Below are 24,905 nucleotides of genomic sequence, written 5' to 3' on the forward strand. Positions count from 1 at the left end.
TAAAAAAAGATCAAGGAGAATGGTTTTCTCCTTGATCTTTTTAATGAATTAATTACGATTCACTTTTCAGTAATCGAACACTTTCGTCAAATTCTTTCTCAATTGTTGGATTGTGACGATAAGTGATGAAGCTGACGATTACAGATAGAATTAGGTTGATGGCAAAGCCAGGAACGATTTCATAAAGCGTGTCGCCAAGTCCAACCTGCTTCCAAATGATAACAGTCAATGCACCAGCAATCATCCCTACAAGTGCGCCCCAATTCGTCATCTTCTTCCAGAATAAGCTTAGAAGAATAACAGGACCAAATGAAGCTCCAAATCCAGCCCAAGCATAAGCAACAAGGCTTAAAATGGTGTTATCTTGCTCTAATGCTAGTAATGCTGCTACAACTGCAACTACTAAAACGGCCATCCGGCCAAAGAATACAAGCTCTTTATCTGAAGCATTTTTCTTAAATAATGTTTTGTATAGATCCTCTGTTAATGCACTTGAAGTAACAATTAATTGTGAAGAAACTGTGCTCATTATTGCAGCAAGTACTGCAGCTAATAAGAACCCTGCAAATAATGGATGAAATACGATTTGTCCTAGTACAAGGAAAACTGCTTCTGGATTATCTAATGTATATTGAGTATTCTGGTGGAAAAAGGCAAGTCCAATTAAAGCCATGAATACTGCACCTATTAAGGAGAAAATCATCCAGCCCATACCAATGCGGCGAGCGCTTTTTGTTTCTTTAACCGATGAAATGGCCATAAAGCGAACGATTATATGCGGCTGACCAAAGTAGCCAAGTCCCCATGCCATCGCAGAAATGATCCCCAATGTTGTTGTACCTTTAAAGAAATCAAGCAATGTAGGATCAATTGCTCGAATCGATTCAAAAGTGCCACTGAAGCCGCCAGTATGTGAAAGGGCTAATGTTGGTACTAGAATTAAAGCAATTAGCATCATTAAACCTTGAATGAAATCTGTGTAACTAACAGCTAGGAATCCGCCAAATAAGGTATAGGCAACAACAACCCCGGAAACAATCAGAAGACCAAGGTGATAGTTAACATTAAAAGAACTTTGGAAGAATACTGCACCAGATACCATTCCTGAAGAAACATAGAAAGTAAAGAAAACAAGAATAACGATACCAGATACAATTCTTAATAATTTCGTAGAATCCTTAAAACGATTCTCTAAGTAACCAGGAATTGTAATAGAGTCGTTTGCCACTTGGGTATAGCTTCGTAAACGTGGTGCAACAAAGAACCAGTTCGCATAAGCACCAAGTGTTAATCCAATAGCAATCCAAGCGTCTGCTAGACCACTAACATAAATTCCACCTGGTAACCCCATTAACAGCCAGCCGCTCATATCAGCTGCCCCTGCACTTAAGGCAGTAACGGCAGGTCCAAGTGATCGTCCGCCGAGCATGTAATCAGTTAAGTTACTCGTTTTCCGATAGGCATACCAGCCGATTAATAACATTGCTACCATGTAAATGCCTATTGAGATTAATTGAAGCCCTGAATCAGACATTTCACTTCCTCCTTTTGTTATAATAGAATAAAAATAATAGCATCAATACTATAAATATTCTAACAGCTATTGTCGAAAAATGCGATAGCAAAACTAATAAAAATACATTGTAATTTTTAACTTATACTATCCATAAGGCCTCCCGCCTGAGTCAATGTTTTATTATGCGAAGTTATAAGTTATTACACAGTGTAAACATATATTTGGCCTATTATTATTTTTTACTATGGCATTGAAAATTGCTATTATAAAATGATTAACTGTTTTTTTACTATAAAATAATGATCGGGTGAAGAGATGAATAAAGCCATTCCAATAAAGGTGAAATCTACATATACGAAAAGTTTCCAAGCGGGTTATCCGCTCATTCCTGAGGATTCAATTGTACAGCTTCCTAAATCAATTTCAGAAGGAGCAATTATTGACCTAGTGGATGAAAGGAATGCCTTTCTAGCTAAGGGCTATTATGGGAAACAAAATAAGGGGCGAGGCTGGATTTTAAGCAGGGATCTTCATGAAGTTATCGATCAAGCCTTTTTTGAGAAGCAAATCAAAAAGGCAATTGAAAAGCGTAACACATTTTTTAATGACCCTGAAACAACTGCATTCCGCATTTTTAATGGGGAAGGGGATGGGATAGGCGGTCTGACGATTGACTATTTCAATGGGTATTATTTAATTACCTGGTATAGTGAGGGGATTTTTCATTATAAGGATAGGATTGTTCAAGCATTAATGCATGTGACGAATGCGAAGGGAATATATGAGAAGAAGCGTTTTGCTGTGAAAGGTACATATATAGAGGATGATGATTTTGTAACAGGTGAGCAAGCGAGTTTTCCTCTTATTGTAAAAGAAAATGGTATTAGCTTCGCGGTGTATTTGAATGATGGAGCGATGGTTGGGGTATTTTTGGATCAACGAAATGTACGAAAAGTCATTCGAGATAAGTATGCAGAAGGGAAAACGGTGCTGAATACCTTCTCTTATACGGGTGCATTCTCAGTAGCAGCTGCATTGGGTGGTGCTATAAAGACTACAAGTGTAGATCTTGCTAATCGCAGTAAGAGCAAGACAATCGAGCAGTTTAGCATAAATAGCATCGATTATGAAGCACATGACATCATCGTGGAGGATGTATTCAATTATTTCAAGTACGCGGTCCGTAAGCAATTATTATTTGATATGGTTATTCTTGACCCACCAAGCTTTGCACGATCCAAAAAGCATACATTTAGTGCGGGAAAAGACTATCCAGCCCTACTTGAACAAGCAATACAATTGACAGAAAAAAATGGAGTTATCGTTGCATCTTCTAATTGCAGCACGTTTAATATGACTAAATTCAAGGGATTTATCGAAAGGGCTTTTCAAGCCACTGGAGGAAAATATAAGGTCTTAGAAGAATTCAGTTTGCCTGAGGACTTTAAGACTATGAAGGAATTTAAAGAAGGCAATTATCTTAAAGTGGTAATTATCAAGAAATTATCATAATTTTAGCGGTAGATTTAAGGTAGAAATATGGGATGTGGGACCTATTTGAATGATGAATAGGCTCCACATTCTTTTTTTATGATTGAAGAAAGCTATTTCTTGATCTAGATCAATTAAAAATGATTCTCAATTAGCTATCCTATATTAAAAGGAAGTTTTTTGAGAGGGGCCAAAGTGATGTTTCAAATGTTATTTTCCGCTAAATCAAAAGTTCCATCAGACAATATCCAACCCATCCAAAACCGTGTTGACTTTTCCCTAAAAGAAAGCGGTGCCCAGATCCCGGAGCTAATGAAGTTAATTCAACTTACTAAAAAAGACTTAGAAAGTCTTAAAAAAATTGATTCTCTTATGGAGGAACATGCTCATATTATTGCAGAACGACATTATCAGATGATCATGAGTATTCCCGAAATCAAGAATATCTTTATGCAATTTTCCAATCAGGAGCGATATACGACTGCTATTACAAAATACTTTAAACAATTAACAAAACCGGCATTAGATGAAAAGTATATTAATTATCGAAAAAAAATTGGTCAAATTCATAGCAGAATCCGCCTTACTGATGAATGGTTTATCGGATCTTATGTCCGAATTTATGAGTATTTACTTCCTTATATTACAGCCAAGTTTTATAAATCACCTCAAGAATTATCGGATATTATTCTCGCTTTAAATCGAATGATTACTTTTGATAGTTTAATTGTATTAAGTGCATATCAAGAAGCAAATGACTACCAAATGGTTGAAAGTATTAATAAGGTAACCGAATATGTTATTCGTGCAGATAAGGTAAATAGTTTGATGGAGGACGTTGAAACAACTAGATTAGAGGCTGAGACTGTAAGTGCCTCTGCACAAGAACTAGCTGGATCAGTTACTGAGGTGGCAGAAAATGCCGTTACTGTTTCGGAAAATACGGAACAAATGGTTAGTGAAGCTCGAAAAGGACAGGAAGTAATTGAGAGCTCACTTAATGGATTTTTAATCATGGCAGATGATTTTATTAATACAAAAGATAATATTGATTTATTAATAAAAGAAGTAAATGATATTTCACAGGTTACCGATTTTATAAAAAAGATAGCAAATGAGACCAATTTACTTGCTTTAAATGCTTCTATTGAAGCAGCACGAGCGGGGGATAGTGGACGAGGCTTTGCGGTTGTTGCAGACGAAGTCAGAAATTTAGCGGAGCAAACAAAAATATCTGTCGAAAAAATCTCTGAAACTATTTTACAAATACAAGCTGAATCTGAACAAGTTGGAAATATTGTAGAGGAGATGTCTAATCAACTACAAGGAAGGATTGCCCAAACGAAAGAAGCAATTACTACCCTTGATTACATTATGAAACAAGTGGATGAAGTTGGAGGTGCCACAGCAAACATTGCCGCTATTGCTGAGGAGCAGTCTGCTGCAACTCATGATATTATGGCTCGTATTGGAGTGGTTTATCAGCACACTGAAAAGATAAAAGAACAAGGGAATTTAACAGGAGAATCTATTTATCAAGTTAGTTTGGAAGTCAATCAGCTTAGGAATCAGATGATTAACGTCATACCTGAATTAACCCCGCTACAACTGCTGAGAGTTGCTCAAACCGAACATTTGATGTGGAGATGGTGGGTGTATAACGCAATGATGGGCTATCATCATTTGGATAAAAATCAATTGAATAAATGTCAATCTTGTCAGCTTGATAATTGGTATTCTGTTCTTAAAGACAATCAATTGATTCAATCTATTCCCTCATTCAAAGCTATTGAAAAACCGCTTCAACGATTTTATCAACTAATCAAACGAACAACTGAATTAGTGGAAAAAGGACGTAAGAAGGAAATAAACTTGGTTTTAGTTGAGATCGATGAGGTATTGAATCAATTGATCCAATCTATCCAGGACGTTGAGAAAGAATTAATGAAGTAATTTCTTTCATATATAAAGGGTACTGCATGCTAGCCAGTACCCCCATAACTTATTAAAGAAATGATTAGTTAGACGACACCTTGCACAATCATGGCATCAGCTACACGGATAAAACCTGCAATATTTGCGCCAACAACAAGATTGTCTGGGTAGCCGTACTCCTTTGCTGCTTTCACGCTATTGTGGTAGATATTTGTCATAATTGAACGGAGTTTTGCATCGACTTCCTCAAATGACCAGGCTAATCTTGCACTATTCTGTGCCATTTCCAATGAAGAGACAGCCACACCTCCAGCATTTGCAGCTTTTGCTGGAGCAAAAAGAATATCACTTTCTAAGAACACATTTATGGCTGCTAATGTAGATGGCATATTTGCCCCTTCCCCAATAGCTTTTACCCCATTTGCAACAAGGACTTTTGCTGAACAATCATTGATTTCATTCTGGGTGGCACACGGCAATGCAATATCACAAGGAATGGACCAGATTCCAGAGCAGCCTTCTACGTATTGAGCAAAGGGATGTTCAAGTACGTACTCGTATATGCGCTTTCCTTCAACTTCTTTTAACCGCTTGACAGTTTCGAGATTTATACCGCTCTCATCATAGACATACCCATTTGAATCACTGCAAGCAATGACTTTTGCCCCTAACTGCATTGCTTTTTCCATGGCATAGATTGACACATTTCCAGAACCTGAGACGATAACAGTGCTGCCCTTGAAGCTAAGTCCTTTGTCTTTTAACATTTCTTCAACAAAATATACGGTTCCATAGCCAGTTGCTTCCGTACGTCCTAAGCTTCCTCCATAGCCAATACCTTTGCCTGTTAGTACACCTGCTTCATAAGCACCACGCAGTCGCTTGTACTGCCCAAACATATAGCCAATTTCTCTTGCGCCGACACCGATATCTCCAGCAGGGATATCGGTATCAGGTCCGATATATTTACTGAGCTCAGTCATGAAGCTTTGTGTAAAACGCATGATTTCACCATCAGACTTTCCCTTTGGGTTGAAATCAGCCCCGCCCTTTCCGCCTCCAATTGGTTGGCCAGTTAACGAGTTTTTGAAGATTTGTTCAAAGCCGAGGAATTTAATGATGCTTGCATTAACTGAAGGATGAAAGCGGATGCCGCCCTTATAAGGCCCAATGGCACTATTGTACTGAACTCTGAACCCGCGGTTTATCTGGACTTTTCCTTTATCATCTGTCCAAGGAACACGAAAGGTAATCAACCTCTCAGGTTCTACGATTCTTTCAAGGATTCCTTGATGCATATATTTTGGATGCTTGGAAAAAACGGGAACAAGTGAATCAAATATTTCTTCCACGGCCTGATGAAATTCGAATTCATTTGGATTACGTAATTTCACTACTTCGAAGACTTCATTTACATAATCTAATGCCGCTTTTGTTTCATTATTTTTCACTTCTTCTAATGTTTGCATATTTGATCAAGCCCCCTAATTAAAGCTGAAAATGAATATTTACTCAAATGGATGGATTTTCTTATAAGTAAATTCTATAATGAAAAAATAATCTAAACAATATGAATAATAGATAATACTAATGCTGTAACTAGATGAATGGGGCGGGGTGGGCTAGTTGGAATTACGACAGATCCAATATTTTATGGAAGTGGCGAAGCGTGAGCATGTAACTGAGGCAGCAGCAGCTCTGCATGTCGCACAATCAGCAGTTAGCAGACAAATCTTTAATTTAGAGTTAGAGCTGGGAGTGGATTTATTCTTTCGTGAAGGGAGAAATGTCCGGTTAACACCGATTGGAAAGATATTTCTTGAACATATGGAAGATGCAATGACTGTCATTGAGAATGCGAAGAGAGAGGTGGACGAGTACTTAGATCCTGAAAAAGGAACGATTCGCATTGGTTTTCCAAGTAGTTTGGCTGCTTATACATTACCAACGGTTATTTCAGCATTTAGTAGAGAGCATCCAGATGTGAAATATCAGCTGCGTCAGGGCTCTTACCACTCTCTAATCGATGGAGTGATAAAGGGTGAGATCGATATGGCTCTTCTTGGGCCAGTACCAAGAGAGGAAAAAAAGGTGCAAGGAAATATCCTGTTTACCGAAAAGATTGTTGCTTTGCTGCCGAATAGACATAGGTATGCAAATAATAAATCTTTGAAATTAAGCCAGCTGCGGGATGATTCCTTTGTCTTGTTTCCGGGAGGCTATATTCTTCGGGACATTATTATGGATGCGTGTCAACAGCAAGGTTTTCAACCAAATGTATCTTTTGAGGGAGAGGATATTGATGCAATCAAAGGTTTGGTCTCAGCGGGTCTAGGGATCACATTAATTCCAGAGATTACATTAATCGATAGTCTCCCGCGTCAGACAGTCAAAATCCCAGTCATCGATCCCGGGGTCACTAGAACAGTTGGTGTCATTGTTCCAACAGAACGAGAAATGCTGCCTACCGCCAAACTGTTTCATGCTTTCTTAAATGAATTTTTCAATAGGCTGGGCAGTTTCCAAAACTAATCGGTGTCTGCCCCAGCAACTAGATCGTTCAATTCAGAAAAAACACGATGGAAGCTTGGCTTCATCGTGTTTTTTTGGTTGAAAAGGATCATTGCAATCCTTTAATAGTCAGTTCCTTCGCAGGCAAGAATCCTTCACCGGTATCCAAGTATTTCACATTGACTTGGTCACCTTCCTGTAAATAGATTGCCATTGGGTTGTTTTCAGAAGAAATCACATAACTTTGAGTGTTGTCTAGGAGGAAGGAAATGATTGTGAAATCACCGACTCGTTCCTTATAGACTCTCACTACTGTTCCGCTTATTTGCTTTTCCTCTGCCTTAGAGCTTCCGTCAACGGTACCTCCACCTCTTTGTAATGCCGTTTTATATAGTTTTAACGCTTCATTTGGTGTCGTACCATAAACAGAGATTTCTGGATTAGCTGCTGAAACAATAAAGTAATTCTGCAGAAAACCGTTCGCATCCAATACAGGAGTTAACCAGCTGGCCTCTCCGTAAAAATTGTAGAGAACAGGCATCTCTCCGTCCCATTTTTTCTCAATAAATTTCTTTTCGATGATCTGCAGGGCACCTTGTGAATCCATGTAGGATTCCTCAAGATTTCCCGTATAGTATGTTGCTTCACCAGTTCTAGAGTTTGTTAAGGAGTACCCAAGCATGGAATCGACCCCTTCTTTTGGACTAGTGAAATCAGTGAAGTAATACATTTCACCATTTTCATCAAAGATCGGGCTAACATTTGCTTCTGTTCCTTCATCAGATGGGAGTCTTACATCTTTTTTGCCAAATTTGCTATTCCAAAATCCATGGATGTAATTACCAAAGTAGCTATTTTGCAAGCTGACTACTTCAGGTGATACGGCACCGTCAATAAATGCTGGTACATCTGCTAATTTATAATCCTTTGTCTTACCATTTTTAGGGTCAACAACAACGATTCCTTTTACATCAAATCCATTACGGGCAGAAATGAATTCTCCATAGGAACGGATATAATGAGGTTTTCCATCATCGTCAATTTCTAATTGAACGTCCCCGTAAAAAATATATTGAGGATACTGCATCCGAATCTGGCGTTCAATATTTTTACTGAAATAGGATGAAGGTGTATAAACCATTTCTGCCTTCATAAATTTAGGGTTAGCTGATGAATCAGTTGCACTGATGGTAAAGTAGCCTGGCGTCTCGTCACCGTTCAACCATTTGAAAAAGCCGGAAAATTCTACAGGTGCAATATAGACATATTCCCCGTTAACCTTTTGAATTTGTAAATGTCCAAGCTCATAATAGCTTGTATTTGGAACTTGCCCAAATGCCTTTTTCATTTTATTCCTAGCAAACTGAGGAGGTACACTTGCCGGTGTTTCATTTTCGTCAAAGGTTTCAATCTCCATTTTTTCTGTCATTTTTGTAATTTCATATTTTTCATTCGCATTGAAGAGGAATGCAGTAAGAAATATGATTGCAACAGCGAGGCTTCCTAAGAATAAAAAAGCTTTAATTATTCTTTCTTTACCTGAAGCAAATAGGGCCCCAGCAGCTGTAGTAATAATAGCTAATACCCATACAGAGGTTAGGTTCCTGTCAAGATTCGTTAAATAGTAGAAGGCAAACACTGCCAGTATTAAAAGGATAATGGAAGCAATAAGAATACCTGCTTTTGGCTGCTTTTTTTCTTCTTTATTTTTAGCCTTTGAAAAAGGTATAAGTACTAGAGCAGCAGCTAAACCGACAATAAGCGAAAATAAGAATATGTTTCCCATAAAATCTCCCCTTTGAAATTCTCATCTTCTTACATACGAGAAGGCTATTAGAAAAGTTTCATTCATAATTTTATACTGTTCAAGGAAAAAAGGAAAAACCTTTAATTTCAATAAAAGAAGGAAATGGGCAGGACATAAGAGAATGAGATAATACCAGAATTGCATTAGTGAAAATTTTTTAATGAAAGGATGGCTTTTATGCAAATGAAACCTGAAGAAAATGAATATGCGCCTTATTATGCAACTTACGTTGATTTAGTTCCAGATGGAGATATCATACATATTTTGAACGAGCAAGTGGAGGACACGATTCAACTTCTAAATCATATTTCTGACGAACAAAGCCTATTTCGATATGCTCCAGGGAAATGGAGCGTAAAGGAAGTGGTTGGGCATGTTGTAGATACTGAGAGAATTATGGCGTATCGCCTTCTTTGTATTGCTCGTGGGGAAACTGTGTCTTTGCCAGGCTATGATGATCAAGTTTATGTTCAGAATGCTGAATTCGATAGATTGCCTTTAAAAGAGCTTATTGAAAATTTAAGAGTTGTGCGGCAATCCACGATTCAATTGTTAAAGGAATTGGATACTAAAGCATGGATAAGAATCGGTAATGCGAATGGCTCTGATGTTTCAGTTCGTGCGCTAGCCTATATTATTGCTGGGCATGAGCGACATCATCGTCAATTAGTAAAAGAACGATATTTGAACCAATAATCGGTTTATAGCTAAGTAAGGAAAACTGCTAAACTTGTTTTGGCAGTTTTTTATTTTTTTAAAAGGCGTCACAAAAAGATGTTCTGTACGACTAATCGGTATGAAAGATAAAAAGTAGGTGAGAGGGATTTGGATAATGAGAAAAGACATCTCGTGATGGAATGGTATGAGTCCTACTATGATGATGTTTACCGTTTTATCTTGTATATGCTCGGTGATAAGCAGCTTTGTGAAGATTTCGTTCATGACACCTTTGTGCGAGCATATACAGCAATGGATCGATTTGATCAGCGCTCCAGTGTGAAAACATGGCTTTTTGGCATCGCCAAGCATTTAGTTTTAGATGAAATCCGCAAACGAAAGCGAAGAAGGCTACTTCCATTTGAAAAAGAAATCCCATCCTCCTTTAATGTTGAGCAGCTGATTGAGAACAAAGAAGCGGTTCTTGAACTAGTGAGTAATATTCAAAAATTAAAACCGAACTATCGGATGGTGATTATTCTGAAGAAGGTTGAAGACTGCTCCACTAAAGAGATTGCGGATATTTTAGACTGGTCTGAAGTGAAGGTTCGTAAAACGTTATCAAGAGCATTAGAATCACTTAGAAAAATGAATCGAAAGGAAGAAGGAGGTGGACGGATTGAGCAAACACTTTGATGACAAGTGGAAGCAGCTCCAGCAATTTCAGCCGACAAGTCATGAAAAAACTCAATTAAAGCAAAGAATTTGGCAAACGATTCAGGAAGAACCTGTCAAAAAGGCGCCTAGTCATTTGTTCCAGCTGAAAGGAATTGCAATGGCTTGTCTGCTTGTTCTTATTTGCGGAAGCTTCCTCTTGCTTATTTTTCAACAAAGTGGGGAGTCACAAAATGCGGCAAATCAGCCTTTCAATTATGAGAAATTCAGCTGGGAATTGGAAGATGTTTATAGTGAGGAAGTGGACGAGGGCTTGGAGCTTTTTCGGGAAAAGCAATCGGTTCCAGTCGGAACAGTAAAAGAAATAACGGAAAAAGAAATGAATACAGTTACCACTCAATTACCAATGTCAGTAGTGAAAGAACTTGAACATTTCCCTTATCCAACAACAATGTATATTGAGCACGTAAAAATGATGGATACATCCCTTAGATACCATTTTTTTGTTCCAAATAAGGAAAAATGGATTCATTTCACTTTTGATTATCCGAAACTCGAATATGCAGAAATTTTTCATGCAATATCTACATTGGCCTTTGAGGGAAAGAAGCCGTATCGTCATGATGAACCGCTCTATGTCAATCATGGATATGGAAATATCCTGTTTCCAGTTGGTTTGAAGCCATATTCAATTACTTTGTACAAGGAAATCTATTATTGGAAAAATGGGTCAAGTAAAGCATTTTCCTCTTATATAGAAACGTTACTAGCAACTGGGCTTTGGAAAAAAGTAGAATCAAACGGAAATAGACACACCTTTGTTTCTGTAGAAGGGAACGAAGAAATTACGATCTGGTGGGATAGGAAAGATCTAATATATGAATATGATTATCCGGATAGGAATTAGTTAAGAATTGTCCAGAAAAAGCACATAAATCACAAATAGCCGTAGAAGTATAAAAAAATCGACAGGTTTCTATCACCTGTCGATTTAGGTCTTTTCTGAATGATCGGTAAAGACAGCTTGCAGTAAATATAAGATCATCCAAATAGTTATTACGAGGAACCCCCAGCCTAACACCTTTTGCTGAGTCTCAAGATAGTTGTTGCATATTTGAATGGGTGAATCGATATATAACCATGCCATTAAACCGAACATGGACAAATAGTTCAAGAAAATAAAGCTTTTTCCAAGCGTTTGCAGCTTTTTCCAACTGTCACGTAAGCATAAACCTACGATCGGCAGTCCAATAAATTTAAAGAGTTCCACCAAATCTATGGTTACGGCTTCATCTATAGCTCGTGGCAGCATCCAATACATGGTGATAAAGACAAAAATGATGATGCCTGGGATGCCATTTGTATTCCAGTGTGTGAAAAAGGTATGGAATTTATTTATAACCGGTTTGCCAATAAGACAGCCGGCTAGAATAAGTAAAGGAAGCTGAACTAACATATGAAGAAGCATAATGGACTCCATATAGGCTGTAAGTGGAGGAATGCATAGAATACCAAACAAAATAGTGCCTAGTCCTGCTTGTTTCATTTTGCATTCCCCGCTTCATTTTTAAGTATTTCAACGACCTTATTGGCTGCTTCATCTATTTTCGTATAGTCCATGACCTCTTCTAAATACCCATTTTTGTCGACTAAATAAAAGGCGGAATTATGGGTAAAGCCGCCTTCACCATCTGGAATAACAATAACACCAAATTCTTCTAATAAATGATCAAGTTCAGATTGGTCAGATATTCTGGCCATTCGCCATGTTTCTCCATCACTGCCAAAGGCTTTTCTATATTTTTCTAAAGTAGCTACATTATCACGTGCAGGGTCAAAGCTTATGCTTAAAAATAGAATGTCTTCCCCGATGTATTTCTCAGGAATTTGTTGATAAACTTCTGACAGATTCATTTCTAGTTTTGGGCAAATATCTGAACATGCCGTATAGATAAAGGTAAGCATGATATTCTTGCCTTTTAATTCAGAAAATGAATAGACTCGACCTTTGCTGTCTTCTAATGTGACATTCGGAAACTTTGGCTTTTCTTGAAGTAATTTATAAGTTCGGGCACTTTCTGCTGTAAATGCCCGAAACCCATCTGTGCCAACATAAAACATGATACAACCTAATAAAATCGACAAGACAATTGCTGTTGTATTACGCCAATTTTTTCTCAATTCGATCGCTTCCTGTTGTACCCCTTACTTTTGTGTAGCGAATAAAATGGATGATAAATATGGCAAGTGCAACAACTGCCAGTACACCGCCAATAGCCCCAAACACTGCAGGTGCCATCCACTCAGGGAAATGGGTAGCCCATCTTCTAGGTGTGCTAAGTGCTCCAGAAATTAAGAAACCAACACTTACACTGATGATACCAAGTGTATAACTAATAAAGCCGAATTTATCTAACCCATTCGTTTGTAAGTTGCTGTCTATCTTAGAGAGATAATAAATAAAGCCGAAGATCATTACTACAGCACCAAGACCCATATACATATGGAAATGTCCAGGAACCCATTTTGTATTATGCATTACGTGGTTAACAACAATCGTTGCATCCACGATAGCTGGAACGACACCTACAACCCATCCAAACATGGATAAAAAGATTAATCCAGATGCCATATCCCATTTAATGCCTGATTTATAAACAATCATTAATGCACCATAAGCAGTAATAACGAGAACTGGCAATCCGTTTGCATAGGAAAGCACTTGTCCCATGATTAGCATCCATTTAGGCATAACTGAGTCCATCAGCATATGGTGAGTATAGATGACTAATGTAAATGCCGTTGACATCGTCCATGCAATTAAAAATGGTCGATTAGACTTCCATGGGCGATTGGTATAGCGTGGCAAAATTTCATAAACAGCAATAACACCCATATAAATAATAGAGTTGGCAAAAATATGCCCGAAAGCATAGGTTAAGTTTTTCGCTAATAGCGGATCAAATGTAAATGCTGGGTTAACAACATTGATAATATTCATAATCAAAACGGTTGCACCAGCAGTTAATGCGGAAACGTTTACAATCGTAACCATCGTACTTGCTACAACAGTTGGAGATGGTGCATTTTTTTCTGCCTTTTTACCAGAAATAACATCCCATCCTAATCCTTTTCCAAGGCTTCCATACTTTTTAATAATCGCTCTTCCGGTATCGATGTATAGAAGTAAGAATCCTACACCAAGAATAAGCATTCCAACAAGATAAAGTAGAGCACCAGTAGTACCCCAAGCTCCTCCAGATAATGCTGGCAGAGGGTAAAGGAATGTCCATGCACTTGCATACTTAAATGAAAATACACCAATAACAACCATTACAACACCAATTAAAGATAATACTAGATTTAATTGGAAAATTTTCTTAGATAATTCAACATAGTTTGATAGAAAGTACCACATGACGGCTGAGGCTGCTAATGCTGCTCCACCGATCATTCCAGTTCCATGTATTGTCAAGAACTGATAAAAAGCCGCAGGGGGAAGATCTAATACTCCACCTTGTGCTAAAAGCATTAATATTCCAAAAACCATCATAGCAGCAATGACAAGTCCACCTATAATTAAGTATGTTGCTATCAGATTACTTTTTGACTTCATTTCTCCTATATTTGTAGTTGTGACCATCCTACTAACACCTCCACCTTTTTATTCCGTAACTTCAATTTTGCCAATCATTAAATGATGCGCTAAGCCGCAATATTCTAAACAAAGAACTTCATACGTACCAGGTTTATCGAAAGTAATATAAACCTTATTTGTGTATTCTGGCATTGCTTGTGTTTGAGCAATTAAATTCAACTCTGAATCGTAAATACCAAAACCATGCGTTACATCTGTGCTTGTAACATGAAATTCAATAGGTTCCCCTACTTTAAATTCAGTTTCACTCATTTTCCAGCCAAATTGAATGGCTTCAACATCTACAATTGTTGGGTCATTGCCAGCACTATAAACAGGCTGGTTATATGGTAATTCCCGAAGAGTATAAATAGTCATTACTAACATCAATACTGCTAATGTTACTCCATAAAATGTTCGGGCCTTATACCATTTCTTTTTAATAGGCTCATAATCTTGTTTTTCTTTTGATTTCAAAGCGACAAATCCAAATACGGCTGCGATTAATAGCATAAAAATCAAGCTAACAACCCAAGCTACTGTTTGAATCATTTCAAAAACCTCCCCAATGTTCATTTCTTAAAAATAACTAATTTGCACTACGTCGACGTTTATTTCCGTAACTAGAATACAAAAAATAGACACAATTTAGCGTGACCCTAGTCACAAAAATTCCATATTCGATTTATTTTAGTTTGTATAGTAATAACCTTAAAAATAGTAAATTTTTAATAGAAAAGCTTAGAATCCATCGGGAATTCAGATAGATTTGCATATAAAAAAGAGCTGTCCAGTCGCCAGAAAATCGACGTATTGGACAGCTCTTTCTTATTAAAAATTACCTATTCTTTATCCTCAGGAAGGGTACAGTTCCCATCTACACAGCTAGCATCTTCTGAAGAATCAGCGGATAGGTCTTGAAATTTTGGTGCTGCAGCGGATTCTTCTTCCCAAACTTTTTGCAATGCGTTAGCAAATGTTTCAGGGGGTTGAGCACCAGAGATTGCATATTTTTGATTGATGATAAAATAAGGCACACCACTTATGCCGTATTGCTGGGCAATAGCCTCATCTATGCGTACATCATTGGCAAAGGCATTTTCATCTTGAAGAATAGTTAAGGCACCTTGCCGGTCTAACCCTGCTTCCACTGCGATGTCCACCAATGTATCATGATCACTGATTTCTTTTGATTCTGTAAAATATGCATGAAGCAGTTTCTCTGTGAGAATAGTCTCTTTGCCATTGGCTTTTGCATATTTTGCTAAACGATGGGCATCAAAAGTATTTGTTGGTTTCATCCCATCAAAGTTAAAAGTCAGCCCAACTGCTGCTGCATGCTGGCCAACCCCTTCATTTGTTTTCTTCGCTTGCTCAACACTCATTCCATATTTAGCAGCAAGTGCTTCATGGATATTTTTGCCGCTGTATTTCGGAGAATGAGGGTCAAGTTCAAAGCTTTTGAATTCAATCTGAACTTGATCTTTATGTGGAAAAAGGGCGAGTGCATTTTCTAATCGCCGCTTCCCAATATAACAAAATGGACAAACAAAATCGGACCAAACTTCAATTTTCATAGGAACACCTCTTCTAGTGAATTTCCTTTATCGTACCATAACTAAATGGAAAGCCATTGATAAATGCTCATGAATAAAGGGCTGTTTTAGATCGAATTTCAAAAAATACACAACATGATTGGTTTTGCTCAATATACTAATGGTAACAGACGTATTTTCTATACACGATGTGTCTAACGTTAGAATACCCAATCTAATCATAATGTGGTGATATCAGGTGAAAACTGATCAAAATCATAAGTTGATGTTTCAAAATTTACAAGAGAAGGATTTGACGTTTGAACATGTGTTCAAGCGAATATTAAAGTTTATGAATCGAAATCCCCGCGGAGATTTCCGATTGATGATTGGAACAGATTCACAAGTCCATTGTGACCGAACGCTTTTTATTACAGGAGTTGTGATTCAAAATGAGGGGAAGGGTGCATGGGCATGTATCCGGAAAATAATTGTCCCAAGAAAAATGCTGCATTTACATGAGCGTATTTCGTATGAAACCTCATTGACAGAAGAAGTGGTATCCTTGTTTACGATCGAGCGAAAAAATGAAATGATTGATATCGTGCTTCCTTATATTTATCAAGGAGCGACATTTACAATGGAAGGGCACTTGGACATTGGTGCAGGGAAAAGAAATAAGACAAGAGAATTTGTTAATGAAATGGTGACAAGAATGGAGTCCATCGGTGTTGAGCCAAAAATAAAACCGGATGCCTTTGTAGCATCGAGTTATGCGAATCGATATACAAAATAAAAGGAAGCCCAACGGAATGAATGCCATATGAATAGGGCATTCATTCCGTTGGGCTCTTCTGTGAAAAAGTTTCTATTTTAATAATGTACTCGATAGATCTCTTCCATTTTTGAAGCAACTGCCTCTGTAAGCTCGGCTGTAACTTCTGGAAGGGATGATTGTAAGATTGAATTCGCCATTTTCGCCATCATACCCTCGGCCTTAATTTCAAGGCAGCCAGTCATGATAATCTTCTTGGGACTTTGTGCTTCGGCAGTGAAGAAACCATGTCCTGTAAATTTTTCATTTATCCCTGTTAAATTAAATGTAATGGTAGTTGGTTTTTGCCAGCTAGTAATATCAACCTTCAATTCGATCTTTTTCTTCATAATTCCGATATCACTTTTAAAGCTCCAGGTAGATTCTTTTTCACTAATAATTTTATGCTCAATATAACCTGGAACAAGAGGGGCCCAATTATCTATATCACTTACAAACTCCCAGATAGAATCGATCGGTACGTTTACTTCTGCTTGATGACTATAACTTGGCATTCATTCCCGCTCCTTTAGATGAAATTCAAAGATGCTTTCCATGCAAATCTATTCTAATGAAAGCAGCAGTATTCCATAATTTATTGAGATGGCGGTGGTATGACAGCAGGAATCCCTTCGCCAGACCCATTATAATACTGAGGTACTTGCCCTGGATGAAATAAGTCACCGATTCTTACTTTGTTAGACACTTCAATTGGACTTTCGATAAGAGGGATAATAACATTCATCTGAACCTTTACATTAATATAAACTTCTAAAAATGTGTTGTTAATTCCCGATTCGGCGATTTGCGCTTCCACATCAGACGTTACGTCCCCGATGATTTCCAATCGAACGGGAATCTCAGGACCAAGATTTGAAAGTAACGTCATTTTCGTTGCCATGCCTAGTGGAATATGATAAATAATCCCATTTGTTTTTTTTGTATCATCAAGGTCTATTTCTATATCATTTTTGAAGTTTTCCAGCTGTTCTATGTCTCCAGCTTCCACTAAATTTAAATATTTCTGGACCCTTTTCTGCGACTCAGAAATGGCTTTGTTATAGATTTTTGGATTGAAGCTATAACTCGCTTCACCAGCATTCTCGTGTTTTACGATTAGTTCGTTGATATCGATACTTTCAGCAATACTTTTGTCTATTGCATCATTTATTGCTTGTGCTGCAAATTGTCGAGCCCTTGACTCAGCAATGCCAATTAATGTAGGTTCAAGATTTTTATTTATAATAATTAAACTGAAGATCGTCAATAAATTAAAAATGATAAAAGAGATTAATAATACATATTTGAATGGTAAAGGGCCTTTAAAAGGCCGATGCCTTCTTATTTTCCTTTTTCTAAGCAAAGTAACCCTCCTGCTCTAAGTGGATTTCCTAATTCTCCCCTATTGGCTAAAATGACTTAAAATATCCAAACGTGTCCTTTGTACAAATATATGTATATAATGAAAAAATACAACGGAGCTTTTTGTCACTTTTTGTGAAGGCTTTTTAATAGTAGGAAAAAAGTGTGCTTATATGAAAATATCGCTATTAAGAAGAAAAAATTTGCTTTCCTGCCCTAAATTTGGTATTATCTAGAGAATTATTTTTGTTCATTTAAAAAAGTTTAATTTTAGTAAAATAGTGTGGTTACAAGGATTAGATACGATTATCTAGCTCTTGGAGTTTTGCGCTTTACTAAAGTGTGTAAGGAAAGAATAAGTTTGATACTTTTCTCCTGAATATGACTTTGAGCAAGAATAGTAAAACAAAATGTGTGTATATACACAAGGAGGAAATAAACATGGCAACAGGAAAAGTAAAATGGTTTAATGCAGAAAAAGGATTCGGATTCATCGAAACTTCAGAAGGTCAAGATGTATTCGTTCACTTCTCAGCTATCCAAAGCGAAGGCTTCAAATCACTTGACGAAGGTCAAGAAGTTTCATTTGATATTGAAGAAGGCCAACGCGGACCTCAAGCATCTAATGTAGTAAAACTATAATAAGCAATGCAAAACAGACTCTAATGATTTAGAGTCTGTTTTTTTAATGAGAAGAGGCATTTGGATGGGAGCGCAAGATTGACTTACAATCCAATCAATTTTTGTTCAGGGATAACGGATAATAATTCCTTTAAGTAGTCATTTGAAAATAATCCATTAGGATCCAGCTCCGCTCTAATTGTTAGAAAATCGGCTAACTTAGGATATAGATCATGTAGTTCGCTGCTGTTGCGGTTATGCATCTTTCCCCAATGAGGTCTTCCTTCGTATTTCATCATGATTTGTTCCATATCCCGGAAGTATTCCTCAAAGGGCATGCCTTTGTACATATGAAAAGCAATGTAAGCTGAGTCCCTATGATAGGAAGGACTTAACCACAAATCATCGGCTTTGACTGTACGGAATTCAATTGGGAAGTGTACCTTGTATTTCTTTTCTATAATACATTCTCGAATTTCCTGAATAGCTGAATTTAGATTCTGGAGGGGGATACAGTACTCCATTTCTCTGAATTTAACGATTCTCGGAGTTGCGAAAAGCTGATAGCTGTAAGCAGAAATAGAGCTGCTTCCAACTGCTTTTGCTGAGAGTCTGCTTACAGAACGGCTTGTTTTCGGAAATAGTCGGCATACCTCTGAGAGGATAAAGAACAAATAATTCTCCAATAATAGATTTTTTACATGATGAAGACGTAAATTTTGAGGGCTCTTGTCGGTTATGTTCATTGTTTTAATTTGAATGAGATCAGAATAAGGGAATAGGTAAAATTCAAAGTGCCGATTGGTGTCAATGAGGTAGCTCAGCTGCTGATCGAGAGCGGCAATTTCAACTTTCTCACTCTTGTATTCATATACAGGGCTTTTAATTATTTTTAAGGTAACTTTTACAATAATTCCTAAGCTTCCTAAAGATACAAGAGAGGCATTGAAATATTGGGCATTTTCTTGTTTAGATATGGTAATAACCTCACCAGAAGCAGTTACAAGCCATAATTGGGTGACTTGGGTTGAGATGTTTCCAAAGGCTAGCCCTGTTCCATGTGTCCCAGTAGAGATCGCTCCTGCGATGCTTTGAACATTTATATCACCAAGGTTTTCTTGGGAGTAGCCAGCCTTTCCGAGCTCTTCGCCAAGTTGAAAAAGCCTAGTGCCTCCAAATACGGTTACTGATTGATTCTCCTCATCAAGTTGTTCAATTCCTGACAATAAATCAAGAGAAATAAGCCAATCATCTGTTTTAACAAGTTTTGTAAATGAATGGCCTGCCCCAACTACGCGCAGCGTCTTCTTTAGCTTGGCAGCTTCATTCACAATCGAGCAAACCTCATTTATTGAGGATGGATAAAGAATTTGATTGGGATGACTCTCAAATGTATGAGCCCAATTTTTCCATATTCGAACTTGTTCTGTTTTTATCATAGAAAGCATGCTCCTTCCCCGCGATAAGTATCAAAACGATCAACAATTTGCTGATCTGACAGACAAATTATTTCTTTAAAACGTTCACATATTTCTCCAGCCTTTGCTGCTCGAAAGATGATTGCATCACCTATTTCAAGTGACGCATTCTCAAAATATACGGGTGTTTGTACTTCTCCAGCGCCTTCTAACGGTAAAAGCTTTCCTCCTTGCGGGTAGACAGGCTGTGGCAATTTGTCTTTCCCGGTTGCCCCAGAAGCAATATAGCCTCCGCCAAGACATGTATAAATGTGCGGGGCTGGTTTTCTAACAATAGGCAAGGCAAAGAAAAGGGAGGGCTTATAGCTAAAGTCCTGATAGTAATCGAATAAAAGAGGGGAATAGAAGCCTGATCCGACCGTTACCTCTGTTACATAGTCTTCCTTTGTGGTCGTATGAAGACTGCCAGTACCGCCGCCATTAACTAGTGATAAGGAGATGCCTTCATCTATAAGCTTTTGCACAACTCTTTTTCGCCGCCCAGCAATTTCAGGAATGGCTTTCTTTTTTAAGTAAGAGATGAATCGGTTCTTTAGGAATTGAGAGGGCATAAGATCGCCGACACCGGCAATTTGTGCCTCATATCCCATCATACCTATAAGCTCAAGTGTAGGAGACTGTTTGATTTTTTTTGCGAGCTTTAAAACATTCTCTTCATTATTAAGTGGAGACCGTCTGACGCCAAAGTGCAATTTACCAAAAGCGGTACTCATATCAAGATCAATACAAAGATAGAACTTTCCATTTGTCTCAGCAGCTATCCGATGCAGGTGATCAATATGTTCTAATGCATCTACCATTAAGATGATTCTACTGGCTGTTTGATTGATTTGTGCAATTTTGCTAAGTGCTTCTTTATCCCAGCATGGGTACCCGAGCAAAATATCATCGAATCCCTTTTCAGAGAGAAAAATGGATTCATGTGGGGTAAAAGTCATTAAGCCTTTGAAAACAGAGCTGGAATCGAGAATTTTTCTTAGAATCGGTACAGAACGAATTGACTTTGTAGCTATCCGAATCGTTTTTCCATTTGCTTTTTCAGCAATCTTTTTGCAGTTTTCATCAAAAGCATCTAAATCTAAAAGCAAGGCAGGCAGTGATACTTCTTTAATCCACGCATTTGAAAGCAAAGGCAATCCCTCACTTCGTCCATTATTATGTAGCTTTCATTATTATAAAGGAAAGATAATGAAAAGTGGGAGTAATTATTTTAAAAATTCTGTTTATTGTTAGGTGAAAATAAAAAAGTTAGTAACTATATGGTAAAATAAATCTGGGTATTTCAAGAGACAACAGAATAATCATGAAAAGAGGAGTGATTGGATGAAAGCGCTAATACATGAAGGAAAGGCTGGGTTTAGCGGGCTATCTTATGGGGAAATTGCTGAAATGGCACCCGGAGCAGGAGAAGTATGTGTACGGCTTAAATCTGCCGGTTTAAATCATCGCGATCTTTTTGTACTTAATCGGCATATGCCATCTGATCCGCCTCTTGTTATTGGGTCAGATGGTGCAGGGATCATTGCTGCTGTTGGTGAAGGAGTACATACGATTCAAGTAGGGGATGAGGTAATGATTAATCCCGGACTTGGTTGGCGGGAAAAAAGTGACGCACCACCAGCAGACTTTGAGATTGTTGGCCTTCCGGGTCATGGGACATTTGCCGAAAAGATTATTGTACCTGCAGAAAATGTCGTTCCAAAGCCTGGCTATTTGAGCTGGGAGGAAGCAGGTGTCCTTTCTTTAGCAGGCCTTACTGCCTATCGTGCATTGTTTACACGGGGAAAATAGCTCCCGGAATGAAGGTGCTTATTCCTGGAATTGGTAGCGGTGTTGCAACCTTCCTATTGCAATTTGCAACGGCTGCTGGCGCTGAAGTATATGTAAGCTCACGATCTAAGAAAAAATGCGATTATGCACTCGAACTCGGCGCATATAAAGCGATTGACAGCAATGGGGATTGGAGCAAGGAGCTAGAAGGTGTTAAAATGGATCTGGTTATTGAATCTGTTGGGGCAGCCACTTTTAACAAGTCATTACAACAACTGCGCAGTGGGGGAACGATCGTTATATTTGGCGCATCTGCTGGAGACGAGGTAACATTTAACCTTCGCACATTTTTCTATGCGCAGCAAAACCTCCTAGGATCCACGATGGGAAGTGCGGAAGAATATAAAGAAATGCTCCGGTTTATGGAGAGTCATCAGTTGAAGCCGGTGCTCGATAAAGTTTATAAATTAAGTGATTTTGCAGATGCATTTCAACGATTAGAGGATGCAGAGCAAATGGGGAAAATAGGTTTCCTCATTCAGACTGAAATGCTTTAAGTTCATTTTAATAAGGATTAGAATATAATAGAAGAGACAATATATAAAGTAAAAGGCAGGAAATCAAAATGATTGTGAAAACAGAAGAAGATTTAAATGGATTGAAAGAAATCGGCAAAATTGTTGCACTTATTAGGGATGAAATAATTGCAATGACGAAGCCAGGCGTTACAACAAAGGAACTGGATGATTATGCTGGCGAGCTATTTGAAAAGCATGGTGCTTTGTCAGGTCCGAAGGGAGAATATGATTTCCCAGGATTCACTTGCATAAGTGTAAATGAAGAAGTTGCTCATGGAATACCAGGAAAACGGGTCATTCAGGAAGGCGACCTTGTGAATATAGATGTATCTGGGTCAAAGAATGGATATTTTGCTGATACGGGCTTGTCTATTGTCGTTGGGGACGATGAAAAATTAGAAAAGCTATGCGAGACAGCAAAATTAGCATTTGAAGAAGGGCTGAAAAAAATAAAAGCTGGCGCAAAGCTAAGCATGATTGGAAAAGTAGTAAATCGAACGGCTAACCAGCACGGCTATACGGTTATTAAAAATCTGACGGGTCATGGAATTGGACGTTCCTTGCACGAAAAACCTGATCATATTTTAAATTATTTTGAGCCATGGGACTCTCAATTATTAAAGGATGGTATGGTTCTTGCTTTTGAACCGTTCATATCTACTGGAGCAGAAGAAGTGATTGAGCTTGATGATGGCTGGACATTTGTAACAAGAAACAAAAGCTCAGTAGCGCAATGTGAGCATACGTTAATTGTTACGAAAGATGAACCGATTATTATTACAAGATAGTAACGATTAATATCGTAAACGAAACCATCAGCCAGGAACATATTATCGGGGCTGGTGGTTGTTTACTTTTTATTTATATATGTATTCTTTCTATGAAATGATATACTTAAGGAGAATTGAAAGGAGGGGATAATAGATGGAAAAGGAAATTCTAAAAGTCTTAGAACAAATTAATGGGAAGCTTGACCGGCAAGAAGAAACTCTTAAATTGCAGGGAGAAACGCTTAAAGAGCACACAGGGATTTTGAGCGGCTTAAGAAATGGACAAGAAGTGCTAAAAGCCGAAATAAGTGAACTCAGGCTGCAAAATGCAAAAGAAATAGGAGAAATAAAAGAACAATTAAAAGGAATTGAAGATAGTGTCGGAGTATTAAAAGAAGATACTTGGCAAAATAAAAAAGATATCCATCGGATAAAAAAAACAATGGGGATGTCCTAACCTTTATTAAACTGTCTATATTCAACGTTAGCGAGATACATCCTTCTAATTCATTCCTCTATTATGCACACACTTAAATTAATTCACCTAATTAAAAGCCCTCCGAAATAAATGGAGGGCTATTTTATTACTTATCCATGATGTTCAAGAATTTAACGCAAACTGGTTCAGGGACTGCGATATCTGATTGAAGTAATGTTAGCTTTCCAGTCAATTTATCTCTTGAAAATAAAACAAGATTATTGGAATTTTGATTGGAAATAACCATGAAATTTTCAGTCGGGTCCAGCGCAAAGTCTCGTGGCCAATTTCCTAGGGTTGAAGTATGTTCAATGAAAGTCAGCTTTCCTGATTCGGGATTTACTGTAAATATAGCAATACTATCATGTCCACGATTTCCTGCGTATATGTACCGGCCATCAGAAGAGATATGAATAGCACTTCCTTGGTTATTTTCCCGGAAGTCTTCAGGAATAGTAGAGATGTTTTGATAACGGGTTAGGCTGGCTGTCTCAGAGTCATATTGAAACGCTATGATCTCCGAACTAAATTCAGTCATGATATAAACATATTCTCCGTTCGGATGGAATACAAGATGTCTTGGACCGCTGCCTGGGGGAACAGAATAGCTGTTTTTCTCTGTTAATAGTCCATTCTTAACATCATAAAGAATGACCTGGTCGATTCCGAGGTCGACAGCGATAATATATTTCTCGTCAGGAGTAGTGGAAGCATAATGAGTATGTGGACTGTTATCACCTTCCTGACTTTTGTGTTTGATTATTGAACTAGCAGGTAATACGGAACCATCTTTTTCGTCGATTAAAAAGGATTCAACCGTGCCTTTATGGTAATTTGCACTAAAGGCATGAGAAGATGTCATATCTATACTTACATGACAAGGAGGTGCCCCGTCTGTCACTTGTTTGTTTATCATAATTAATTCACCATCAATGATCTTGAATGCGGCAATTCCGCCGGCTTCTCCTTCTTTAATAACAGAATACAGAAATTGATTATCGCTGCTAATGGCTAAATAGGTTGGATTATCTAATTTAGCAGCAAGCTTAATATCAGTTATTTTGCCTGTCTCAGTGTTTAACAAAAATGTATAGATTCCCTCACTATTGCCTTTTGTGTAGGTACCAACATAACCAATTAGTTTAGTGCCCTCCATTATAAACGCTCCTTAAAAAGTTGGCTCTGTTATAACTAAATGTTGTTTTTACTGTATTAGAGAAATAAACGGGAAGATTCCTTTTAAATCGGGAAATACCATATTTCCATAATA

General features: G+C 37.8%; 23 protein-coding genes and 1 pseudogene. 11 read left to right on the plus strand and 13 right to left on the minus strand.

Translation table 11 applies throughout. The annotated features are described in order from the left end of the window. Positions 1 to 52: 52 nt before the first annotated feature. Positions 53 to 1,534 (minus strand): sodium/proline symporter PutP, encoded by a 1,482-nt coding sequence (putP, locus tag ACFYKT_RS12970; protein ID WP_389220102.1) that lies wholly within the window; start codon positions 1,532 to 1,534, stop codon positions 53 to 55. Between the two features lie 297 nt (positions 1,535 to 1,831). Between putP and ACFYKT_RS12975 the strand changes: the two genes are divergently transcribed. Continuing rightward, on the plus strand, positions 1,832 to 3,028 hold the full coding sequence (locus ACFYKT_RS12975) for a class I SAM-dependent rRNA methyltransferase (RefSeq protein ID WP_389220104.1): 1,197 nt from the start codon (positions 1,832 to 1,834) through the stop codon (positions 3,026 to 3,028). 177 nt (positions 3,029 to 3,205) lie between these two features. After that, positions 3,206 to 4,960: a methyl-accepting chemotaxis protein gene (locus ACFYKT_RS12980; protein ID WP_389220106.1), complete on the plus strand. Its 1,755-nt coding sequence runs from the start codon at positions 3,206 to 3,208 to the stop codon at positions 4,958 to 4,960. A gap of 68 nt (positions 4,961 to 5,028) precedes the next feature. On the opposite strand, the gene gdhA is transcribed toward ACFYKT_RS12980, so the two are convergent. Next, positions 5,029 to 6,411: an NADP-specific glutamate dehydrogenase gene (gene gdhA, locus ACFYKT_RS12985; RefSeq protein WP_389220108.1), complete on the minus strand. Its 1,383-nt coding sequence runs from the start codon at positions 6,409 to 6,411 to the stop codon at positions 5,029 to 5,031. A gap of 157 nt (positions 6,412 to 6,568) precedes the next feature. Between gdhA and ACFYKT_RS12990 the strand changes: the two genes are divergently transcribed. Then, positions 6,569 to 7,474: a LysR family transcriptional regulator gene (locus ACFYKT_RS12990; RefSeq protein ID WP_389220110.1), complete on the plus strand. Its 906-nt coding sequence runs from the start codon at positions 6,569 to 6,571 to the stop codon at positions 7,472 to 7,474. A gap of 88 nt (positions 7,475 to 7,562) precedes the next feature. On the opposite strand, the gene ACFYKT_RS12995 is transcribed toward ACFYKT_RS12990, so the two are convergent. Beyond that, the gene (locus tag ACFYKT_RS12995; RefSeq protein WP_389220112.1) at positions 7,563 to 9,239 is read right to left on the minus strand and encodes a hypothetical protein; all 1,677 of its coding nucleotides are present in this window, start codon (positions 9,237 to 9,239) and stop codon (positions 7,563 to 7,565) included. A gap of 198 nt (positions 9,240 to 9,437) precedes the next feature. Here ACFYKT_RS12995 and ACFYKT_RS13000 point away from each other — a divergent pair, with 198 nt between their 5' ends. The 3 genes from ACFYKT_RS13000 (at position 9,438) to ACFYKT_RS13010 (ending at position 11,499) form a co-directional block, all read left to right on the plus strand. Continuing rightward, positions 9,438 to 9,956, plus strand: coding sequence for a DinB family protein (locus tag ACFYKT_RS13000; RefSeq protein ID WP_389220114.1), 519 nt, complete (start codon positions 9,438 to 9,440; stop codon positions 9,954 to 9,956). Between the two features lie 129 nt (positions 9,957 to 10,085). After that, entirely contained in the window at positions 10,086 to 10,613 is a 528-nt protein-coding gene (locus ACFYKT_RS13005; RefSeq protein ID WP_389220115.1) for an RNA polymerase sigma factor, read from the plus strand. After that, positions 10,597 to 11,499, plus strand: coding sequence for a hypothetical protein (locus ACFYKT_RS13010; protein ID WP_389220117.1), 903 nt, complete (start codon positions 10,597 to 10,599; stop codon positions 11,497 to 11,499). The genes ACFYKT_RS13005 and ACFYKT_RS13010 overlap by 17 nt, the downstream gene beginning before the upstream one ends. Positions 11,500 to 11,583: 84 nt before the next feature. Here the strand turns inward: ACFYKT_RS13010 and ACFYKT_RS13015 are convergent, their stop codons facing one another. The 5 genes from ACFYKT_RS13015 to ACFYKT_RS13035 all read right to left on the minus strand — a co-directional run bounded on the left by ACFYKT_RS13015 (position 11,584) and on the right by ACFYKT_RS13035 (position 15,806). After that, complete coding sequence (locus tag ACFYKT_RS13015; protein WP_389220118.1) at positions 11,584 to 12,138, minus strand: hypothetical protein; 555 nt, start codon at positions 12,136 to 12,138, stop codon at positions 11,584 to 11,586. Continuing rightward, positions 12,135 to 12,773 (minus strand): SCO family protein, encoded by a 639-nt coding sequence (locus ACFYKT_RS13020; protein ID WP_389220119.1) that lies wholly within the window; start codon positions 12,771 to 12,773, stop codon positions 12,135 to 12,137. Before ACFYKT_RS13020 ends, ACFYKT_RS13015 begins: the two co-directional genes overlap by 4 nt. Beyond that, complete coding sequence (locus ACFYKT_RS13025; protein WP_389220121.1) at positions 12,754 to 14,235, minus strand: cbb3-type cytochrome c oxidase subunit I; 1,482 nt, start codon at positions 14,233 to 14,235, stop codon at positions 12,754 to 12,756. The genes ACFYKT_RS13020 and ACFYKT_RS13025 overlap by 20 nt, the downstream gene beginning before the upstream one ends. Before the next feature lie 21 nt (positions 14,236 to 14,256). After that, positions 14,257 to 14,781, minus strand: a complete 525-nt coding sequence (locus ACFYKT_RS13030; RefSeq protein ID WP_389220123.1) for a cytochrome C oxidase subunit II — start codon at positions 14,779 to 14,781, stop codon at positions 14,257 to 14,259. Between the two features lie 290 nt (positions 14,782 to 15,071). Further along, the gene (locus ACFYKT_RS13035; protein ID WP_389220124.1) at positions 15,072 to 15,806 is read right to left on the minus strand and encodes a DsbA family oxidoreductase; all 735 of its coding nucleotides are present in this window, start codon (positions 15,804 to 15,806) and stop codon (positions 15,072 to 15,074) included. A 244-nt stretch (positions 15,807 to 16,050) separates the two neighbouring features. On the opposite strand from ACFYKT_RS13035, the gene ACFYKT_RS13040 reads away from it, so the two are divergent. Beyond that, positions 16,051 to 16,560: a ribonuclease H-like YkuK family protein gene (locus ACFYKT_RS13040; RefSeq protein WP_389220354.1), complete on the plus strand. Its 510-nt coding sequence runs from the start codon at positions 16,051 to 16,053 to the stop codon at positions 16,558 to 16,560. A 77-nt stretch (positions 16,561 to 16,637) separates the two neighbouring features. On the opposite strand, the gene ACFYKT_RS13045 is transcribed toward ACFYKT_RS13040, so the two are convergent. Next, on the minus strand, positions 16,638 to 17,093 hold the full coding sequence (locus ACFYKT_RS13045; protein WP_389220126.1) for a CoxG family protein: 456 nt from the start codon (positions 17,091 to 17,093) through the stop codon (positions 16,638 to 16,640). An 80-nt stretch (positions 17,094 to 17,173) separates the two neighbouring features. After that, positions 17,174 to 17,941, minus strand: coding sequence for a sporulation protein YunB (gene yunB, locus ACFYKT_RS13050; protein ID WP_389220128.1), 768 nt, complete (start codon positions 17,939 to 17,941; stop codon positions 17,174 to 17,176). A gap of 440 nt (positions 17,942 to 18,381) precedes the next feature. On the opposite strand from yunB, the gene ACFYKT_RS13055 reads away from it, so the two are divergent. Beyond that, the gene (locus ACFYKT_RS13055; RefSeq protein ID WP_389220130.1) at positions 18,382 to 18,582 is read left to right on the plus strand and encodes a cold-shock protein; all 201 of its coding nucleotides are present in this window, start codon (positions 18,382 to 18,384) and stop codon (positions 18,580 to 18,582) included. A gap of 83 nt (positions 18,583 to 18,665) precedes the next feature. Here the strand turns inward: ACFYKT_RS13055 and ACFYKT_RS13060 are convergent, their stop codons facing one another. Then, positions 18,666 to 20,009, minus strand: coding sequence for a D-arabinono-1,4-lactone oxidase (locus ACFYKT_RS13060; RefSeq protein ID WP_449257597.1), 1,344 nt, complete (start codon positions 20,007 to 20,009; stop codon positions 18,666 to 18,668). Beyond that, positions 19,997 to 21,169, minus strand: coding sequence for an amino acid deaminase/aldolase (locus tag ACFYKT_RS13065; protein ID WP_389220134.1), 1,173 nt, complete (start codon positions 21,167 to 21,169; stop codon positions 19,997 to 19,999). Before ACFYKT_RS13065 ends, ACFYKT_RS13060 begins: the two co-directional genes overlap by 13 nt. A gap of 193 nt (positions 21,170 to 21,362) precedes the next feature. Here ACFYKT_RS13065 and ACFYKT_RS13070 point away from each other — a divergent pair. From ACFYKT_RS13070 to ACFYKT_RS13080, 3 genes and pseudogenes are all read left to right on the plus strand, one after another. Then, positions 21,363 to 22,366, plus strand: a pseudogene (locus ACFYKT_RS13070) (zinc-binding dehydrogenase). A gap of 68 nt (positions 22,367 to 22,434) precedes the next feature. Then, positions 22,435 to 23,175 carry a type I methionyl aminopeptidase gene (gene map / locus ACFYKT_RS13075; RefSeq protein ID WP_389220136.1) on the plus strand — a complete coding sequence of 247 codons (741 nt, stop codon included), beginning with the start codon at positions 22,435 to 22,437 and terminating at the stop codon, positions 23,173 to 23,175. A 136-nt stretch (positions 23,176 to 23,311) separates the two neighbouring features. Beyond that, positions 23,312 to 23,614, plus strand: coding sequence for a hypothetical protein (locus ACFYKT_RS13080; protein ID WP_389220138.1), 303 nt, complete (start codon positions 23,312 to 23,314; stop codon positions 23,612 to 23,614). Between the two features lie 127 nt (positions 23,615 to 23,741). Here the strand turns inward: ACFYKT_RS13080 and ACFYKT_RS13085 are convergent, their stop codons facing one another. Continuing rightward, positions 23,742 to 24,794, minus strand: a complete 1,053-nt coding sequence (locus ACFYKT_RS13085; RefSeq protein WP_389220357.1) for a lactonase family protein — start codon at positions 24,792 to 24,794, stop codon at positions 23,742 to 23,744. Positions 24,795 to 24,905: the final 111 nt, after the last annotated feature.

Origin of the sequence: Cytobacillus mangrovibacter, from assembly GCF_042865275.1 — a bacterium.
In the GTDB taxonomy this organism is placed as follows: Bacteria; Bacillota; Bacilli; order Bacillales; family Cytobacillaceae; genus Cytobacillus; species Cytobacillus mangrovibacter.

Excerpts from the sequence above, each read along its gene's own strand:
- ACFYKT_RS12995 (WP_389220112.1), bottom strand. The coding sequence starts at position 9,239 with ATGGGAAACATATTCTTATTTTCGCTTATTGTCGGTTTAGCTGCTGCT.
- ACFYKT_RS13080 (WP_389220138.1), top strand. The coding sequence starts at position 23,312 with ATGGAAAAGGAAATTCTAAAAGTCTTAGAACAAATTAATGGGAAGCTT.
- ACFYKT_RS13035 (WP_389220124.1), bottom strand. The coding sequence starts at position 15,806 with ATGAAAATTGAAGTTTGGTCCGATTTTGTTTGTCCATTTTGTTATATT.
- ACFYKT_RS13040 (WP_389220354.1), top strand. The coding sequence starts at position 16,051 with ATGTTTCAAAATTTACAAGAGAAGGATTTGACGTTTGAACATGTGTTC.
- ACFYKT_RS13060 (WP_449257597.1), bottom strand. The coding sequence starts at position 20,009 with ATGCTTTCTATGATAAAAACAGAACAAGTTCGAATATGGAAAAATTGG.
- ACFYKT_RS13025 (WP_389220121.1), bottom strand. The coding sequence starts at position 14,235 with ATGGTCACAACTACAAATATAGGAGAAATGAAGTCAAAAAGTAATCTG.
- gdhA (WP_389220108.1), bottom strand. The coding sequence starts at position 6,411 with ATGCAAACATTAGAAGAAGTGAAAAATAATGAAACAAAAGCGGCATTA.
- ACFYKT_RS12975 (WP_389220104.1), top strand. The coding sequence starts at position 1,832 with ATGAATAAAGCCATTCCAATAAAGGTGAAATCTACATATACGAAAAGT.
- ACFYKT_RS13030 (WP_389220123.1), bottom strand. The coding sequence starts at position 14,781 with ATGATTCAAACAGTAGCTTGGGTTGTTAGCTTGATTTTTATGCTATTA.
- ACFYKT_RS13055 (WP_389220130.1), top strand. The coding sequence starts at position 18,382 with ATGGCAACAGGAAAAGTAAAATGGTTTAATGCAGAAAAAGGATTCGGA.
- ACFYKT_RS12980 (WP_389220106.1), top strand. The coding sequence starts at position 3,206 with ATGTTTCAAATGTTATTTTCCGCTAAATCAAAAGTTCCATCAGACAAT.
- ACFYKT_RS13015 (WP_389220118.1), bottom strand. The coding sequence starts at position 12,138 with ATGAAACAAGCAGGACTAGGCACTATTTTGTTTGGTATTCTATGCATT.
- ACFYKT_RS13000 (WP_389220114.1), top strand. The coding sequence starts at position 9,438 with ATGCAAATGAAACCTGAAGAAAATGAATATGCGCCTTATTATGCAACT.
- map (WP_389220136.1), top strand. The coding sequence starts at position 22,435 with ATGATTGTGAAAACAGAAGAAGATTTAAATGGATTGAAAGAAATCGGC.
- putP (WP_389220102.1), bottom strand. The coding sequence starts at position 1,534 with ATGTCTGATTCAGGGCTTCAATTAATCTCAATAGGCATTTACATGGTA.
- ACFYKT_RS13045 (WP_389220126.1), bottom strand. The coding sequence starts at position 17,093 with ATGCCAAGTTATAGTCATCAAGCAGAAGTAAACGTACCGATCGATTCT.